21 protein-coding genes are annotated in these 15,483 nt (G+C 65.8%); 11 read left to right on the forward strand and 10 right to left on the reverse strand.

Translation table 11 applies throughout. The features are described 5' to 3' along the window. Nucleotides 1-10 precede the first annotated feature (10 nt). The 5 genes from ACFZ8E_RS07545 (at nt 11) to ACFZ8E_RS07565 (ending at nt 2,872) form a co-directional block, all read left to right on the forward strand. Nucleotides 11-913, forward strand: coding sequence for a hypothetical protein (locus tag ACFZ8E_RS07545; RefSeq protein ID WP_405042500.1), 903 nt, complete (start codon nt 11-13; stop codon nt 911-913). A gap of 8 nt (nt 914-921) precedes the next feature. Beyond that, nucleotides 922-1,284 carry a hypothetical protein gene (locus tag ACFZ8E_RS07550; RefSeq protein ID WP_405042501.1) on the forward strand — a complete coding sequence of 121 codons (363 nt, stop codon included), beginning with the start codon at nt 922-924 and terminating at the stop codon, nt 1,282-1,284. Between the two features lie 17 nt (nt 1,285-1,301). Beyond that, complete coding sequence (locus ACFZ8E_RS07555; protein WP_405042502.1) at nt 1,302-1,775, forward strand: lysozyme; 474 nt, start codon at nt 1,302-1,304, stop codon at nt 1,773-1,775. Between the two features lie 201 nt (nt 1,776-1,976). Next, nucleotides 1,977-2,399 carry a hypothetical protein gene (locus tag ACFZ8E_RS07560; protein ID WP_405042503.1) on the forward strand — a complete coding sequence of 141 codons (423 nt, stop codon included), beginning with the start codon at nt 1,977-1,979 and terminating at the stop codon, nt 2,397-2,399. Beyond that, complete coding sequence (locus tag ACFZ8E_RS07565; RefSeq protein ID WP_405042504.1) at nt 2,396-2,872, forward strand: hypothetical protein; 477 nt, start codon at nt 2,396-2,398, stop codon at nt 2,870-2,872. The genes ACFZ8E_RS07560 and ACFZ8E_RS07565 overlap by 4 nt, the downstream gene beginning before the upstream one ends. Here the strand turns inward: ACFZ8E_RS07565 and ACFZ8E_RS07570 are convergent. The 6 genes from ACFZ8E_RS07570 to xerC form a co-directional block, all read right to left on the reverse strand. After that, a complete protein-coding gene (locus ACFZ8E_RS07570) occupies nt 2,862-3,794 on the reverse strand; it encodes a hypothetical protein (RefSeq protein WP_405042505.1) in 933 nt (310 codons plus the stop codon). The two genes, ACFZ8E_RS07565 and ACFZ8E_RS07570, sit on opposite strands and share 11 nt — an antisense overlap. Next, entirely contained in the window at nt 3,791-4,006 is a 216-nt protein-coding gene (locus tag ACFZ8E_RS07575) for a hypothetical protein (protein WP_405042506.1), read from the reverse strand. The genes ACFZ8E_RS07570 and ACFZ8E_RS07575 overlap by 4 nt, the downstream gene beginning before the upstream one ends. Beyond that, nucleotides 3,999-4,250 carry a hypothetical protein gene (locus tag ACFZ8E_RS07580; RefSeq protein ID WP_405042507.1) on the reverse strand — a complete coding sequence of 84 codons (252 nt, stop codon included), beginning with the start codon at nt 4,248-4,250 and terminating at the stop codon, nt 3,999-4,001. The genes ACFZ8E_RS07575 and ACFZ8E_RS07580 overlap by 8 nt, the downstream gene beginning before the upstream one ends. Next, nucleotides 4,247-4,645, reverse strand: coding sequence for a hypothetical protein (locus ACFZ8E_RS07585; protein WP_405042508.1), 399 nt, complete (start codon nt 4,643-4,645; stop codon nt 4,247-4,249). Before ACFZ8E_RS07585 ends, ACFZ8E_RS07580 begins: the two co-directional genes overlap by 4 nt. Before the next feature lie 151 nt (nt 4,646-4,796). After that, nucleotides 4,797-5,480, reverse strand: coding sequence for a hypothetical protein (locus ACFZ8E_RS07590; RefSeq protein WP_405042509.1), 684 nt, complete (start codon nt 5,478-5,480; stop codon nt 4,797-4,799). A 245-nt stretch (nt 5,481-5,725) separates the two neighbouring features. Then, on the reverse strand, nt 5,726-7,012 hold the full coding sequence (gene xerC, locus ACFZ8E_RS07595) for a tyrosine recombinase XerC (RefSeq protein ID WP_405042510.1): 1,287 nt from the start codon (nt 7,010-7,012) through the stop codon (nt 5,726-5,728). Nucleotides 7,013-7,525: 513 nt separating this feature from the next. Here xerC and ACFZ8E_RS07600 point away from each other — a divergent pair. The 3 genes from ACFZ8E_RS07600 to ACFZ8E_RS07610 all read left to right on the forward strand — a co-directional run bounded on the left by ACFZ8E_RS07600 (nt 7,526) and on the right by ACFZ8E_RS07610 (nt 10,915). Beyond that, complete coding sequence (locus ACFZ8E_RS07600; protein WP_405042511.1) at nt 7,526-7,792, forward strand: hypothetical protein; 267 nt, start codon at nt 7,526-7,528, stop codon at nt 7,790-7,792. A gap of 267 nt (nt 7,793-8,059) precedes the next feature. Further along, nucleotides 8,060-9,478, forward strand: coding sequence for an FAD-binding oxidoreductase (locus ACFZ8E_RS07605; RefSeq protein WP_405042512.1), 1,419 nt, complete (start codon nt 8,060-8,062; stop codon nt 9,476-9,478). Between the two features lie 147 nt (nt 9,479-9,625). Beyond that, nucleotides 9,626-10,915 (forward strand): MFS transporter, encoded by a 1,290-nt coding sequence (locus ACFZ8E_RS07610; protein ID WP_405044342.1) that lies wholly within the window; start codon nt 9,626-9,628, stop codon nt 10,913-10,915. Nucleotides 10,916-10,999: 84 nt separating this feature from the next. Here ACFZ8E_RS07610 and ACFZ8E_RS07615 read toward each other — a convergent pair whose 3' ends face one another. The 3 genes from ACFZ8E_RS07615 to ACFZ8E_RS07625 form a co-directional block, all read right to left on the reverse strand. Next, complete coding sequence (locus ACFZ8E_RS07615; protein WP_243949793.1) at nt 11,000-11,188, reverse strand: hypothetical protein; 189 nt, start codon at nt 11,186-11,188, stop codon at nt 11,000-11,002. A 190-nt stretch (nt 11,189-11,378) separates the two neighbouring features. Continuing rightward, nucleotides 11,379-11,771: a nuclear transport factor 2 family protein gene (locus ACFZ8E_RS07620; RefSeq protein ID WP_405042513.1), complete on the reverse strand. Its 393-nt coding sequence runs from the start codon at nt 11,769-11,771 to the stop codon at nt 11,379-11,381. A 136-nt stretch (nt 11,772-11,907) separates the two neighbouring features. After that, nucleotides 11,908-12,483, reverse strand: coding sequence for a L,D-transpeptidase (locus ACFZ8E_RS07625; protein ID WP_147725678.1), 576 nt, complete (start codon nt 12,481-12,483; stop codon nt 11,908-11,910). A 279-nt stretch (nt 12,484-12,762) separates the two neighbouring features. On the opposite strand from ACFZ8E_RS07625, the gene ACFZ8E_RS07630 reads away from it, so the two are divergent. From ACFZ8E_RS07630 to ACFZ8E_RS07640, 3 genes are all read left to right on the forward strand, one after another. Further along, on the forward strand, nt 12,763-13,449 hold the full coding sequence (locus ACFZ8E_RS07630) for a response regulator transcription factor (RefSeq protein ID WP_147725679.1): 687 nt from the start codon (nt 12,763-12,765) through the stop codon (nt 13,447-13,449). A 7-nt stretch (nt 13,450-13,456) separates the two neighbouring features. Beyond that, nucleotides 13,457-14,035 (forward strand): methylated-DNA--[protein]-cysteine S-methyltransferase, encoded by a 579-nt coding sequence (locus tag ACFZ8E_RS07635; RefSeq protein WP_405042514.1) that lies wholly within the window; start codon nt 13,457-13,459, stop codon nt 14,033-14,035. Nucleotides 14,036-14,101: 66 nt separating this feature from the next. Further along, the gene (locus ACFZ8E_RS07640) at nt 14,102-14,554 is read left to right on the forward strand and encodes a cyclic nucleotide-binding domain-containing protein (RefSeq protein WP_243949796.1); all 453 of its coding nucleotides are present in this window, start codon (nt 14,102-14,104) and stop codon (nt 14,552-14,554) included. A gap of 25 nt (nt 14,555-14,579) precedes the next feature. Here ACFZ8E_RS07640 and ACFZ8E_RS07645 read toward each other — a convergent pair whose 3' ends face one another. Beyond that, entirely contained in the window at nt 14,580-15,482 is a 903-nt protein-coding gene (locus ACFZ8E_RS07645) for an alpha/beta fold hydrolase (RefSeq protein WP_243949798.1), read from the reverse strand. Nucleotide 15,483 lies beyond the last annotated feature (1 nt).

Genomic DNA, 15,483 nt, shown 5'->3' on the forward strand with positions numbered 1-15,483 from the left:
GAAAGATTAGATGCCTCTCTACACTCCTTCTACTGCCGCGGCTGCTGCCAGCGGCGGAATGTCATTGCTTCGTACGACGATTCTGACTTCCTCGGGCACGTGGACGAAATCGACCGACGCCAAGCTGTTCTTCTTCGAATTGATTTCGGGGGGATGCGGCGGCGGCAGTGGTACGCTCGGCGATACGTCCGCGAACCGATTCGGTGGCGGTGGCGGATGCGGCGGACGTGTCATCCATGCCACGATCGTCGCCGCTGATGTTCAGTCGAGCTGCCCTTACGTGATCGGCGCGGGTGGTGCAGGTGGTGCGGCGATCCCTACCTCCCAAACTGCTACGCCGGGTAAGGCCGGAACCGTTGGCGGCGCCACCTCGATCACCATCGCACCGAACCTAACCATGTACATCGCCAGCGGTGTATCCGGCGCGGGTGGTGGCGGCAGTACATCGGCTGGGTCCGCGGGCGTCGGTCTTGCGTCCGTCACAAGCATCGTCATGTACACCCAGGCTTCGGCCGGTGCAGGCGGCGACCTTACCGGTCTCCCCGGAGGTCAGAACGTCATCGGCCCTGGAAACGGCGGTGGAGGAGGCGGCGCGAATTCTGTAACTTCGGGCTCAACCGCCGGAAGTGGAAGCCCTGCGGCTCGCTTCACCTACAACAACAGTCTCCAGACGATGCTGAACAACAACGGTGCTCAGGGTGTCGCAGGCACCGCGGGACCCGATGGACCGTCACCGAGTTACGGCGGCGGCGGCGGCGGTGGCGGTGGTACGACCAACAACGGTGTGGTGTCCGGCGCAGGCGGTGCGGGCGGTCTCCCCGGTGGTGGCGGCGGCGGTGGCGGCGGTGGCCGCGTCTCCAGCAAGGGTGGTGACGGTGCACGTGGCGAGATTCGGATTTACGAATTCGGATAAATCTCAGCATGGCACGCTATCAAGTTCGCGACATTCAGTCCCGCAAGATCAACATCATCGAGTGGGACGGTAAGTCCCCGCTTGGCCCTCAGTACCACGATTGCTCCATCACGCTCGATGATGGGCTTCCGATGTACATGATTCCACCGCTATCTGTTTCGCGACGCCAAATGATGCTCGCCCTGAACGCTCAAGGGAAGCTTGTGAGTGTGAATGCGATCGTCGCGAGCGCCGACATCGTGACCCAGCTATCGTGGAGCGGTGCGACGGCATTCGATCGCACCGATGCGCTCGTCACGGTGATGGCGAAGACCAATGGATGGACCGACGCAGACCTCGATGATCTGTTCCTGCTCGCAGGTACTTTCTGACCCTCTCTAAATAGTGGATGCGTACTTCAACCACTGGCATCGATCTGATCAAGTCCTTCGAACATATGGAGCTGACGGCCTACAAGTGCCCGGCCGGTGTCTGGACGCTCGGATACGGCACGACCTCCGGGATCAAGCCCGGCATGACGTGCACCGAGGCCCAGGCCATCGAGATGTTCAAGAAGGACCTGATCAAGTTCGAGAACGGCGTGAACCAACTCGTCAAGGTCGCGCTGAATCAGAACCAGTTCGATGCCCTCGTGAGCTTCGCCTACAACTGCGGTGAGCACGCGCTGGGTGGCTCGACCCTGCTGAAGAAGGTCAACGCGGGTGACTACACGGGCGCGAGCAAGGAGTTCGGAAAGTGGAACAAGGGCGGAGGGAAGATTCTCGCGGGTTTGACGAGGCGTCGAGCTGCGGAATCCAAGCTGTTCGAAACCCCCGTGGACGGCGCAAGCAAAGGATTCTTCGCAAAGTTGCTCGGTCGATAAGCGATCTGTTCGACTTCCTTCGGACCAATATCAAGGTGATTCTGATCCTGATGTTGATCGTGGGCGTTCTCACCGGGGCGATCGACAAGGACAAGCTCATCGAAAAGATCACCGATCCGGTGTCCTTGATCACGATCCTCGTGACCGGCTAATACAATGCGCTTATTGTCGAAAAGTTCCCTATCTAGCGATAAATAGGGCATGGCCGACGATTACAAAGACGACCTCAGGCACCTTTCAGACAAGATCAACGCGGTAGAGGTTTCGGTCGGTCAGATCAACGCCAAATCCGACGAGGCGAGTCGTCGTCTTCAGGGCATTGAGACGGACACCAAGCACACCGCGAAGAACCTTGCGATGTTCAACATGACGTTGGCGCGGATCGATCACCGCCTGACGACCATGGAGAACGATATCAAGATCATGGACCTCGAAAAGGCCGATCGAGTTGATGTCGATCACAAGATCGACACGCTGACCAAGCGCGTCGATACGATCGAAAATCAGAAGAAGGAAACCAAGGCGTTCTTGACCCGGAACGCTACTCCGATCGTCACCACGGTCGGCGGCATGGTTGCCGCGTACATCGCGGCGAAGCTGGGCATCTCGGACCTCCTGAAATGATCCGCTTCATCCTCGGCGCCACGAAGCGCATCGCGTACCTGTTGGTGGTCACCGCGTGCATCCTCTACGGATGGAACGCCTGGACTCGATATGTCGATCATCTGGAGACGCTGAAGGAACAGCACGTTCATCAGTTGCTTGAACCCCCATATGTCCATCACGGCGATAAGGTTCCGGACAATATCGTTCGACCGGGAACAATCATCTACGTCCACAACGTCTACACGCGGACCGAACGTTGCTCGATGGCCGTGGCAAATCTGCTCATCGGGGTGGACACGGACATCGTGTTCCATTGGACCACGTTCAACAACTGGCTCGGCGCGGGCACATTCCGCACCGACGAGGTGTTCGATGTTCCCGCCTGGGTCGTGCCGGGTCAGTACCGGATCGTGAAGCGGACCACCGCGACGTGCGGGGATAAGATCGTGTTCTTCGTGAACTTCGACCTCCCGGTGGAAGTCAGGAAGTGAACCGAATCCGGGTGAGCGTGCTCCAGTGCATGCTGATCCAGGGCGCGGTCAGCTTCTCCACGGGGAGATGCATCAGGGTGAGGTGACGGCGATTCCCGTCCTCGCTGAGCGAGCCCGGTCCCTCACACGTCCACACCACGCAGCTCAACGGTCCCTCGACCTCCTTCGAATGCAGCCGACACGCGTGCTCGATCGTCTGGCGCATCTTCAGGGGCATCTCAGGCTCACAGGGAAGCCCTACAGGCCGGTAGAACGCCGCGACCGCATCGAAGTCCGCCCCGAAGCCTGTCGGCCGTCCTGAGGCATCGTAGGCGGCTTCTACGCCTTTCCCGGACACGTCCCGAATCACCCCGCGATCGGGAAGCATCGCAGCTCCAGCCATGCCGACCATCGAACCGATGTTGGCCGCGTTGATCAGCTCGATTCGGCGCTCGACCAGCGTGGCGAGATCGCTCGGACCCGGCTTTGAGTAGCAGACGAGCGTCCCGAGTCCTTCCTTGGCGAACTCGACCCATTGCGGGTCCCCGTAACACATCTGCGGCTCGCACGATCCGCCGACGTACTCGGCGAGGATTCGGACCAGCCGGATGATCACCAGTCGGTTCAGCGGAAGGCCAGCCGCGTGGTTGATGCACTCCCATACCCGCTCGATCCATGGGTGATCCGCGCAAGGCGTCAGCACCACGTAGGAGACCGGGCGACGGTCCCCCAGGTAGTCGAACAGGAACGAGGGCATGTCGGTGGCGGTGTACCGGGTGAAGCTCTTTTTCTTGCCCGGCTCGTCCGTCCTGAGCTGCGTCGGCCGCGTCGGGCCGAACAGGTGACCGGGTTCCGCCATGAATCCGAGCACGTGCCCGGCTCGCATGACGGACATCGCGGTGAACAGATCGTTCACCGTCCGGATCACCATGAACGCGCTCACGCCTTAGCGACTCGCTTCGCCTTCGGAGCTGCGGCGGGTGCCTCGACGGGTTCCTCGACCTCGACCGCCGCCGGGGCGCCGATCAGCTTCTCACCGAACGATTCCAGGGCCAGCACGACCTGCTGGAGACCGTAGGTGGAGAATCCATGCTCGACCGCGTAATGCAGGATGTCCGCGGCGGTCGCGTGAATGAGTTCCTTCGTATCAGACATTGTACTCCTTCAGTACTTTGAAAAATTCTTGCATAGGTGTGGCAGTTCCCTGAAGTGGGAACCAGATTTTTCCCGTCATTCGACCGGTTCCAGGCTTGAATTCGATGATGTAATCGAATGGGCGCTGGTGCTGAATGCTCTGCTCGATGCACCACTGGTCGATCAACGACTTGTGGCGCATGAACCACGCGGCATCCACGGTGAGCCGGTAGCGGGGGAAGTATCGGCCTGCGTCGCCGCTCATGCCAACCACTCCGGCGGAATCGATCCGATCGCGTAGGTGAAGCCTTGCTTAGCCAACCACTGTTCCTGTGATGTCGGGCTGTTCTTGTAGAGTTTGACCCCGGCCCGCATCAGCACGAAGCGTACTTCGATGTCCGGATTGGATTCACGGAAGTGGAGATACTTCACGCGCTCATCGACGGAACGGAAGCGACCCTTCATTTCGATCACCAACTTCCGATCGGGGAAGTAGAGATCGGGAACGTAGAACGATTTACGCGCCGGAATCATGTAGGGGATTCGAGCGGCTTCGTAATGGGCGTCAACATCGAATCCCGGCTCACGAGCCAGGATTTCGGAAACGACTTTCTCCTCGAACTTGCTTCGGAAGATTGCTTTGTAAAGGGCCGGGGTCACCCAGGTATTTACGAAACACTCGTAAAACACGTGGGATAAGGCTGAAAAGCAAAAGGACGACCCGTTTCCGGATCGTCCCTGCGTGAAGTCAAGTCGAGATAAGGTGAGTCACGTCACCGTGCGACGCGTATCGATAAGTCAGGCTCACATCTTAGCTTGCCGCTTTGCCCCGGCGCAACCACCCGAGATCGCCGACGATCTCAGATTCGTTCGCGTACTTCGTGCCGTTGACCCGGCACAGCTCGATCACGCGGTCCGAAAGGAACGACTCCATGTAGTCGATCGTCTTTTCGAGGATGCGGGCCTGACCTTCAAGTTCTTCGTTCTCGTCGCTTAGCGCTTTCCGAATGCCATTGATGCGCTCGCATTCCTTCTGGAAGTAATCCAGCTTCTCCGTCACGCGCGCTAAGTCTTCCTTCATCTTGCCACCGGATTCGGCTTCGTCGATGATGCTTTCCAGCTTCGACATCAGCTCGGACTTATTCGGCGCCCTGATCGACTGAGCAGCGATTAGATTCTTCTCACGCTCCAGCCCTTCGGCGACCAGCTTCTTCAAACGAAGAATCTCATTCTTCTGAGCGGCGACCTGCATCCGGAGCGGACGGTTCACCGCACTAGCCGCGTTCAGCTCCCGAGCCAGCCCATCGATCGTCCCCTGCATCCTCACAGCGAGGTCGGTTTCGTCACCGGCAAAACTGACTTTCACGTCAGACGGGTGGACCTTAGCGCTGTTCAGCATCCGGCCCATCGTTCGACCGGCGTTCTCGTGCGCGGTCTCATTGTCTCCAGCGAGCTGCTGAAAGACCTTCTTGAAGGTATCGATGTTCAGCGCCATGATCACGCCTCCACGGTCAGGTGAAGGCGGATGGTCGGCGGGGAAGAAGCCGGGCTACGCGGGACGGGGATCGAAATCTGCGACAACATCATGGGCTCCATTGCTTGTCCGTTGCTTCGGACAAGACAAAGGATGCCATGAATCTTTCGAGAGTCGAATCGTATCCGGGCGGATGGTTAAAGCTAGGCTAGTCTCGCCTATGAATCGGCTTCGGAATCGGTTGAACGAAATTCCGAAGCCGATGTCTACTCGGATTGATCCTCAGGGTTAACCGGCGGTGCACCGGTCAGGCTGATCTTGTCGATCCAGGGCTTGAGCACCCGCATCGACGAGCCGTGTCCGTACCCGGCGGCGACCGTTTTGATCTCGTGGCCGATCAGCTCGTACTGGACGTGGAGCGGGCATCCCTCTGCCCGGAGCTGATCCTTCGCCCTGTGACGCAGGCTGTGCAGCACCTTGCCCTTATCCTTGACCCCTACCTTCTCGATAACCCGGTGGAGCACGCGACCCAGGTTCTTGGCGTTCGACGTGAACAGCGGGCCTTCGATCTTCGCGGGAAGGTACGGCATCACAAGGTCCGGAATTGGAACCCAACGCTTGGACTGCTTCGACTTCGTGCCGACGAAGACCTTCCGAATGCCTTTCTCGGATTCCTCACCCTTGATCTGGAACGCCTCACCCAGGCGCATGCCGGTGGTCGCCAGCAGCACCCAAAGAAGGGCGGCCTCGCGGTCCTTCATCGTCGGGAGAGCGGCGGCCACCAACGCCATGTCGGAATCCGTGAACGGCACCCGCTTCTCCGAATCGTCATCCTCGGGAGCCACGGAGCTGAACGGGTTGAACCGAAGCTTGTTCTCCTTGATCGCGTAGTTCACCGGGGCGCCCAGGTAGTTCAGCTTTTTGACGATCGTCGCGCGCTTGTCCCGCTTGGCCTGGAGATGGGCGACCAGAAGCCGGGCATCGTCACGGCTGCAATCCGTGATCGCCTTGCCGTGGACGAGCTGCTTGAACAGGGTCCACGTGTCGCGGGCTTCCTTGTTGAAGTACGGATTCCGGGTTTTCAGCGAGAGGTAGGTTTCGAGGATCGCGGAATCCGCGTTATCCACAGGTTTCGCCTTCGCCGCCTTGGGCTCTCGCGCGTCCGGGTCGAACGTCCTGATCTGATCGAACGCGTTGAGGATGAAGTTGTCCTCCCGGCCAACGACCACGCCGTCCCGGATCATGATCGCCTCGATAGGGGTGGCGATCACCTCGGTGCCGTCGTCGAGCTTCGACAGGCCGATGGGGTACTTCGTCGAGATCGACGTGACCTTTGCCATGCCCCGGAGGTTCGGGTTCCGGCTGTGCAGGTAGAGGTCGCGCTTGTGCTGCTGCACCATCGGCAGGGCGATGATCTCCGCCTCGTGCCGGTCGGCCGTACCCAGGCTTTTCTGGACCTTCTGGCGCCCCATTGCCACGGGGTACTGGAGCCGGAGCCACCAGTTTTGCGAACCGGGGCGCTGGTACAGGTAGTCCGCCTTTTTCCGGATCACGACAAACCGCCTCAGCTACACCAGTCAGATGCAGTTATAGCTACAGGGTTAGCTACAGGCCAGCAATGAATGATTTCAGTGGCTTAAGCCCTGTGGATAGCGTATGGATTCCCCTCCCTCAAGCGGCACCATTTTGGTTGCGCTCTCCGCAACGGTCCTGAACACTTCAGCTCGAATCGACGTCTGCCGCTCGCGCAGCGGTGACCCTGTGCGCCCGATCGGCTCGACGTCTTTGGAGCGATCGCCAGGACCATGCGATCCCGCAGGGTGACGTCACGCCGTCGCCTGGAGCCGATGCGGCGCTCGCGGCCGGCCCCCAAGCGCAAGCTTGCAATCTTGCCGAACGAGGACGGGGACGCTGGCAATCTGCTGTAGTTGCGGCAAGCTTTTTAATCCCGGCCGGTGCGTGCGCGGCGGCACGTCGAAAATGTAAGCGGCTCACCATCTCAGTCTCAAGCAGAGAGAAACGGACCCGGATCAGGGTTTGTCCTGCAAAGGAGCTGAGACGCCACCATGAAGACCCGTATCGCCGCCATCGCCGCCGCTGCTGTTCTTGGCGTCGCCACGATCTCGTCGGCAATGGCCTACGACCGTCCGGCGCGTTACACCGGTTTCGCGCCCTACGACGTCGAGACGACGGGTTCGTTCGACGGCTTCGATCAGCGGTTCGACCGCAATCCGGCTACCTGCCGGATGAGTTCCGCCGCCGAGGGTAATGCCAATCAGCAGAACTTCCCGGTGAAGCAGTACGGCCAGACCGCCGGCGGCAATCGCTGCTGATCGGTTGGCGGGCTTGGAGGTCGTCGCCGACGTCGTCCGTCGGGTCATTCCCCGCGGCGTGATCGCGACGGTCGTAACGCGCGGGCCGTCGTCGGTGAAAGGCGGCGCGCCCGAGCAGAGTGCCGAGATCCAGCGGCGGGGTGCGAGCCCTGCCGCTTTCTCATGCGTCCGAGGCGGATCGACCGGCTGAAGCCCTGTCGCGGCTTTTCAACCGGGCGGTGGGGCGACATGGTCCGCGCCCGAGGTCCGAAACCCGCGCGAGCTGTCATGACCCTCTCCGATGCCGTCGCTCCGTTCCGCAGCCTCCTCGGCGAGGGTGGGGTGCTGACCGGCTCCGACACCGGGCGCTACACCCGGGACCAGCGCGACCTGATGCAGGGCGAGACGGCGGCCGTGCTGCGGCCGCGGTCGGTCGCCGAGGTGCAGGCGCTCGTGCGCCTCGCGAAGGCCGAGGGCTTCGGGCTCGTGCCGCAGGGCGGCAACACCGGCTACGTCGGCGGGGCGACGCCGCAAACCGGACGACGGCAGCTGGTCGTCAGCCTGGAGCGGATGACGCGGATCCGATCGGTCGATCCCCTCGATTTCTCGCTCGCCTGCGATGCCGGGGCGATCCTCGCCGACGCTCAGGCGGCCGCGGCCGCGCACGACCTCCTCCTGCCGCTGAGCCTCGGCGCGGAGGGAAGCTGCCGCCTCGGCGGCAACCTCGGAACCAATGCCGGCGGCCTACAGGTGCTGCGCTACGGCATGACCCGCGACCTGGTCCTCGGGCTGGAGGCGGTCCTGCCGGACGGGTCGCTGCTCTCCGACATGAAGCGGCTGCGCAAGAACAACATCGGCTACGACCTGAAGCAGCTCTTCGTTGGCGCCGAGGGCACGCTCGGCATCGTCACCGGGGTGGTGCTGAAGCTGTGGCCGGCGCAGAGCTTCCGCGCGACCGCGTGGCTGCAGCTCGCCGCCGGCGCGCCGATCTCGGAGATCGCCGCGTTCCTGCGCCGCGAGACCTCGGACCTGGTCTCGACCTTCGAACTGATCTCGGCCTCGTCGCTCGCTCTGGTCGCCGAGATGCGCGGCGCCGCGACCGGCTTCGCCACCGGAGCCGGCGGGGCGGTGCTGCTCGAGCTCTCGTCCTCGTCGCGTCACATCCCGCTCGACGACGTGCTGATGGCGGCCCTCGAAGCCCTGATGGAACGGGCATGGATCACCGATGCGGTGCTGGCGAGCTCCGAGGCGCAGCGCCGGGCGATGTGGACCGTGCGCGAGACCATCCCCGAGGGCGAGAAGCAGGCCGGCGGCTCGGTCAAGCTCGACATCGCGGTGCCGGTCTCGCAGTTCGGCGCGTTCCTGGCCCGCGGCGGTGCGCTGGTGGCGGAGCGGATGCCGGGCGTGCGCCTGTCCTTCTACGGCCATGTCGGCGACGGCAACGTCCACTACAACCTGATGGTGCCGGCGGGCGAGGACCGCCTCGCCTTCACCCGCCGGGTCGAGGCGGGCATCGCACACGACCTCTACGCGGTGGCGATCGATCTCGGCGGCAGCTTCAGCGCCGAGTACGGCATCGGCCGGTTCAAGCGCGACCTGCTCCGCCGCTACGCCGACCCGACCCGGCTCGCCCTGATCGAGACCGTCAAGACCGCCATCGACCCGGACGGGCTGATGAACGCCGGCGCCATGGCCGGACGCGACTAGCGACGCACGCGCGCCGGCTCCGTTCGGTCCGCCGCTTCGCCCAAAATCCGAGCTTGGCGTCCCGCCGAAATACATGCATATGCCTGTTTCGGGCGTGGGCGCCCCCAATCGGTCGAGGGTGTGATGATGGTCGCCAGTCCGTCCCCTGTGCTGTCCGGCGCGCTCGCCCGGGCGCTGGCGCGCCGCGGCGTGCATTATGGCTGGGTCTCGGCCGCGGTCACCTTCCTCACCATGCTGGTCACGGCCGGCGCGGTCGGGGCGCCCGGCGTGCTGATCCTGCCGCTGCAGACCGAATTCGGCTGGGACACCGCCTCGATCTCCTCGGCACTGGCTATCCGCCTCGTGCTGTTCGGTTTGATGGGCCCCTTCGCCGCCGCCCTGATGAACCGCTACGGCCCGCGCCGGATCGTGCTTGCGGCATTGGCGCTGATCGCCTCGGGGTTGCTGGCCTCGCTCGTGATGACGCAGCTCTGGCAGCTGATCCTGCTCTGGGGCGTCGTGGTCGGCGTGGGCACCGGGCTGACCGCGCTGGTGCTCGGAGCGACGGTGGCCACGCGCTGGTTCTCGCATCGGCGCGGCCTCGTCGTCGGGCTGCTCACCGCGAGCTCGGCCACCGGCCAGCTGATCGTGCTGCCGATCCTCGCCGCGCTGACCGAGGCGCTCGGCTGGCGCGCCGCCCTGCTCACGGTCTGCAGCCTGCTCGGGCTGGCGGCCCTCTTCGTGTTCCTGTTGCTGCGCGACCGGCCGGAGGATGTCGGCCTGCTGCCCTACGGCGAGACGGCGGCGAATGCCGCCCCGCCGCGCGGGCCCGCCGTCGGCGCCATCGCGGCGCTTCGCGAGGCCGCGCGGACGCGGGTGTTCTGGGTGCTGTTCCTCACCTTCTTCATCTGCGGCGCGAGCACCAACGGGCTGATCCAGACCCACTTCATCCCGCTCTGCGCCGATTACGGCCTGCGCCCGGTCCAGGCGGCGAGCGTGCTCGCCGGCATGGGCGTGTTCGACTTCGTCGGCACGGTCGCCTCGGGCTGGCTGTCGGACCGCTACGACAACCGCTGGCTCCTGTTCTGGTACTACGGCCTGCGCGGGCTCTCGCTCCTGTGCCTGCCGTTCTCCGATTTCTCCTTCGCCGGGCTGTCGCTGTTCGCGGTGTTCTACGGCCTCGACTGGATCGCCACCGTACCGCCGACGGTGAAGCTGGCGGCGCAGCGCTTCGGGCGCGAGCGCGCTAACGTGGTCTTCGGCTGGGTCTTCGCCGGGCACCAGCTCGGCGCGGCGACGGCGGCCTTCGGCGCCGGCCTCTCGCGGACCGAGCTGCAGAGCTACCTGCCGGCCTTTTTCGCCGCAGGCGCGCTGTGCCTCGTCGCCTCGGCGCTGATCCTCACGCTGAGCCCGCCGCGGCGGGAGGCGGTACCGGGTGCGGTGCCGGCCGCCGGCTGAAACCGCGTGCCGGCGTCCGACACATCACGATCGGGCATCGAGCCCGATCGCTGGCGCCGCTTACGACCATGGCGCAGGTGACGGCTACACCGTCCGGTCGACGACCCGTCCCTGACCGGCCGGCGCCGGGGGCGAAACGGCAACCGCCGTCTCCGCGACCAGCGCAGCGACCGCCTTCTGCGCGTCGATCTGCTGACGCGCGACGGCGGTGCCGATCGACTGAGACAGGGCACCAGCCTGGATCTGGACGGCTCGGGCGACGGGGCTGGTCATCGCGCATCATGACCCGGCGTCGGTGAAGGGCTGGTTATGCCGACGCTTCAAAAGTCTGTCCCGGCCGGAAAGAGATCGGTTCGGTCGACGGTCCGCCTGCGGTCCGAAGTCGACCGCCCGTCGCCGATGGCCCCCCGCACGCCGGCGAAGACCTCACATCGTGGCGCACGCGGTGGTGCTCGACGCGCCCCTAGGTTTTCGGCGGGTCCAGCATGACCCAGAGGCGGGTGATCCGCCCATCGACGATGTTCGCGACGTCCGCGCCGGTGACGACGACCGGCCCGTTCCGGGGGCCGCCTTTCCAGCGCAGGACGCCGAGCCCGTGATGCCCGACCGCGACGCCATCGGGCGCGAAGCGGAAGTCCGGCCCGAACCGCTCGAGAAGCTTGCCGGCGATCTCGGAGATCGCCGCACGGCCCACGACGACGGTCGTCGGCTCGTACATGACCGGGTCGGCGACGAAGAGCACATCGAGGGCGCGCTCGCGCTCGGCGCCGTCGCGTTCGTTGAAGATGCGTTCGAGATTCGCGCGCAGCAGGCGGTCGTAGTCCGGCGCGTCCGGCGTCGTGGTCTCGTCCGGCACGGCTCATCCTCCGGCGGTGGCGATCTGCGCTAGGAGGGTATCGGCCCAGATGCCAGTTGAGAAGCCACGGATAGGCAAAGATTCTGGTGTCGCGGCTTCATGGCGGCCGACGGTCCAGGTCTCGATCCTCGCGCGATCACCCGATCACGAGCCTGGTGCGCGGCCCGAGGCGGCGCAGGAGCCGGAGCAGGTCGGCGCGCTTGAGCGCGACGCAGCCCTCCGTCGGCGTGTAGCCCGGCCGGGCGATGTGCAGGAAGATCGCCGAGCCGCGGCCGGGGCGGATCGGGCCGCGGTTGTGGTCGAGGTCGATCACCACGTCGTAGAGACCGTCGTCGCGCCACATCCGTTCCGCGCTCACGCCCGGCGCGGGCAGGGCGATCGGCCGGTTGTAGCGGCGGTCGCGGACGTCGTCGCACCAGCCGTCGCCCGGCGCCGTCCGGCGTAAGGGGAGGGTGGTGGCAGGGCGAGGAAGATGGTCGGACCGATAGCTGCCGCCGCGCAGGCGGACGCGACCGCGCGGCGATCCGCCGTCGCCCTCGCGCTTCACCTGCACGATGCCGGCGCTTCCCAGGGCGCAGGGGATGATGGCGTCGCCGGCCTGCAGCAGGCCCTTGCGCCGGTCGCCGACGCGCGGGTGCACGCGAAGCGTCGCCAGGGTGGTCGTCTTGCCGGGTCGGGAGCCGGTTCGGGGAGGGCGAGGTCGTTGAATCATGATGCTGCGCGAGAGTGATTCCAGGCTCGGCGTTCGGGGCCCCGATCGGCTCCGCCCGCCCGTGCCGGCCCCGTCCTGCGAGGACCATACGGGCAGGATGTCACCGAAATGGTCGAATAATTGTGCACAAGGCAATTCCCCGCCGCGAAAAGCGCGTTATTCTAAGGCGACTACCCGGGTCGAAGAACCCTCGGGTTTTTGGGAGCGAGATCGCCCGCGCGCCGGAGTTCCGGGGCACGACTCGTTCCGGTCGTGCCCTGTCGAAGAGTTCCTCGGACGATGTCCAACGCCTACCGCCTTCTCATCTGCGACGACGACGCGATCCTGCGCGAGACCCTGACCGAGCAGCTCGACCTCTGCGAGGAGTTCACGGTGGTCGCCGAGGTCGATGCGGGCCGGGCCATCGCCCGCGTCGCCGCCGATCGGATCGATCTCGCGGTGATGGATGTCGGGCTGCCCGACATGGATGGGCGCGAGGCCGTCCGCCTGATGCGGAAGAACGGCTTCAAGGGGCCGGTCATCATGCTGACGGCGCAGGATTCCGAGGCCGACACCGTCGAGGGCCTCGAGGCGGGCGCCAACGACTACGTCACCAAGCCGTTCAAGTTCGCGATCCTGCTCGCCCGCATCCGCGCGCACCTGCGCAGCCACGAGGCGTCCGAGGACGCGGTCTTCCAGATCGGCCCCTACACCTTCAAGCCGGGCGCGAAGCTCCTGGTCGGCGAGCGCGGCTCCAAGCTGAAGCTGACCGAGAAGGAGACCGCGATCCTGCGCTTCCTCTATCGCGCCGGGCGCGAGGTGGTCGGCCGCGACACGCTGCTCGCCGAGGTCTGGGGCTACAACGCGCAGGTCACGACGCACACGCTCGAGACCCACATCTACCGGCTCCGGCAGAAGATCGAGCCGAATCCGGGGCTCGCCGCGATTCTCGTCACCGAGGGCGGCGGCTACAAGCTGCTGCCGTGATGCCGGCATGAGGGCCGCCCCGGTCGCCCTTCGGCGCGAGACCCTTGCGAGCCCGATCGGAACGCTCGTCCTCCTCACCGACGCGGACGGGCGGCTGCGGGTCGCCGACTTCTGCGATTATCGCGACCGCATGGAAACGCTGCTCGAACGCGGGTACGGCCGCGGCGGCTGGTCGATCGCCGACAGCCCGCATCCGAGCGGGGCGTTGCGCGCGCTCGCGGACTACTTCGACGGCGACCTCACCGCCATCGACGCGATCGAGACGGCCACCGGCGGGACCGTGCTGCAGCGGGCGGTCTGGGCCGCGTTGCGCGCCGTGCCGCCCGGGACGACCGAGAGCTACGGCGCGCTCGCGGCGCGAATCGGGCATCCGCGCGCGGTGCGCCCGGTCGGCGCCGCCAACGGTGCGAACCCGATCTGCGTGGTGGTACCGTGCCACCGCGTCGTCGGCGCGAACGGCACGCTCACCGGTTACGGCGGCGGCCTGGAACGCAAGCGCTGGCTCCTCGACCACGAGGCCCGCCATGTCGGGCGCGGCGGCGTGGAGCGTCACGCCGACCTGTTCGGGGCGGCGCTGCTGCGCTGAGCCCGTTCCCCGTTCCCGACGCTTCCGCTAAGGATCGCCGATCGGATGGGGAAGGACCGGCGCGGGTTGGGCATCGAAGACGACATCGCGATCCTCGCCGCCGCGCCGGTGTTCGAAGCCTTCGGGCGCGACGCCCTGCGCCTGCTCACCTTCGCCGCCGAGCGCCGGTCGCTGGATCCCGGCGAGCGGCTGTTCGCCCGCGGCGATCCTGCCGACGGCGGCTTCATCGTCCTGTCGGGCACGATCGCCCTCGAGCCGCGCATGCCCGGCGGCGAGACGATCCTGGCCGGGCGCTCTGCGTTGATCGGGCGGCTCGCCCTGTTCGTCCGCGGCGAGCGGCCGAGCGAGGCCACCGCGCGCGACGCGGCGGAGGTCATGCGCATCACCCCGACGCTGATGCGTAGGGTGCTGGAGGAGTTCCCCGACGCCGCGGCCGCGATCCACGACGCGTTGGCCGAGGACCTGACCGGATTGAACCGGGGCTTCGACCGGGTCCGCGCCATGCTCGACGCGGATTGAGCGACCGGGCCACTGTGGCCGACGGTCAGGATCGTGGCAGGACGGCGCGCGCGGCCTCCGTCACCGCGTCGACGCGGAAGTGGTGCAGCATGTGCCCGATGCCCGGCAGCCGCTCGTAACGGGCGCCGGGGATCAAGCGAGTGGCCAGGGCGCCGTGGATCATCGGGTTGACCACGATGTCGGCATCGCCCGCCAGGATCCGCACCGGCACGCGGCAGGTCGCGTAGGCCGTTGCGCTCCGGCTCAGCGCCACCCAGAGCGACAGCGCATCCTCCGCCTCGGCGACGATCTGGCCGGACCGCCCGGCGAACCCGAACGGAAACGCCTCGGCGAAGGCCTTCGGCATCGTCTGCGGCAGGAACATCGCGTTCCACAGCATCGGCAGCAGCGTCGGGTCGGCGGACGCCCCGAGAGCCCGCGACAGCACCGGGCCGGACACGGGGGCGGCGCGCGGGCCGAACAGCACCTGCTCGAGGCGAAGCTCAGGGAAGCAGACCGGGGCGAGCGCCACGATGCCGGCGACGTCGTCGGGGTAGAGCAGCCCGTAGGCCAGCGCGACGGCGCCGCCGTAGGAATGCCCGACGATCACCGGGCGATGCAGCCCGAGCGATCGCACGGCCGTGTGGATCAGCTCGGCCTGGCGCCAGGGCGAGGCGTCGGTTCCACGGGCGCGGGTGCTAAGTCCGTGCCCCGGCCGGTCGACGGCGACCACCCGGAAGTGCCGGGCGAGCGCCGGCACCGGACCGAGCCACATGTCCTCCAGCGTCATCAGCGTGCCGTGGATGGCGACGAGGTCCGGCCCGGCACCGGTTTCGGCATAGGCGATCGACCGCCCGTCCGGCAGGTCGACCATCTTGCGCGGGACGATGCGCTGGGTCTCGGGGGGAGGGCCGGGCAGGCCGGACGTGTCGAGCAGCAGGGCGGCCATC

This window comes from Methylobacterium sp. HMF5984 (assembly GCF_045033435.1).
GTDB lineage: Bacteria > Pseudomonadota > Alphaproteobacteria > Rhizobiales > Beijerinckiaceae > Methylobacterium.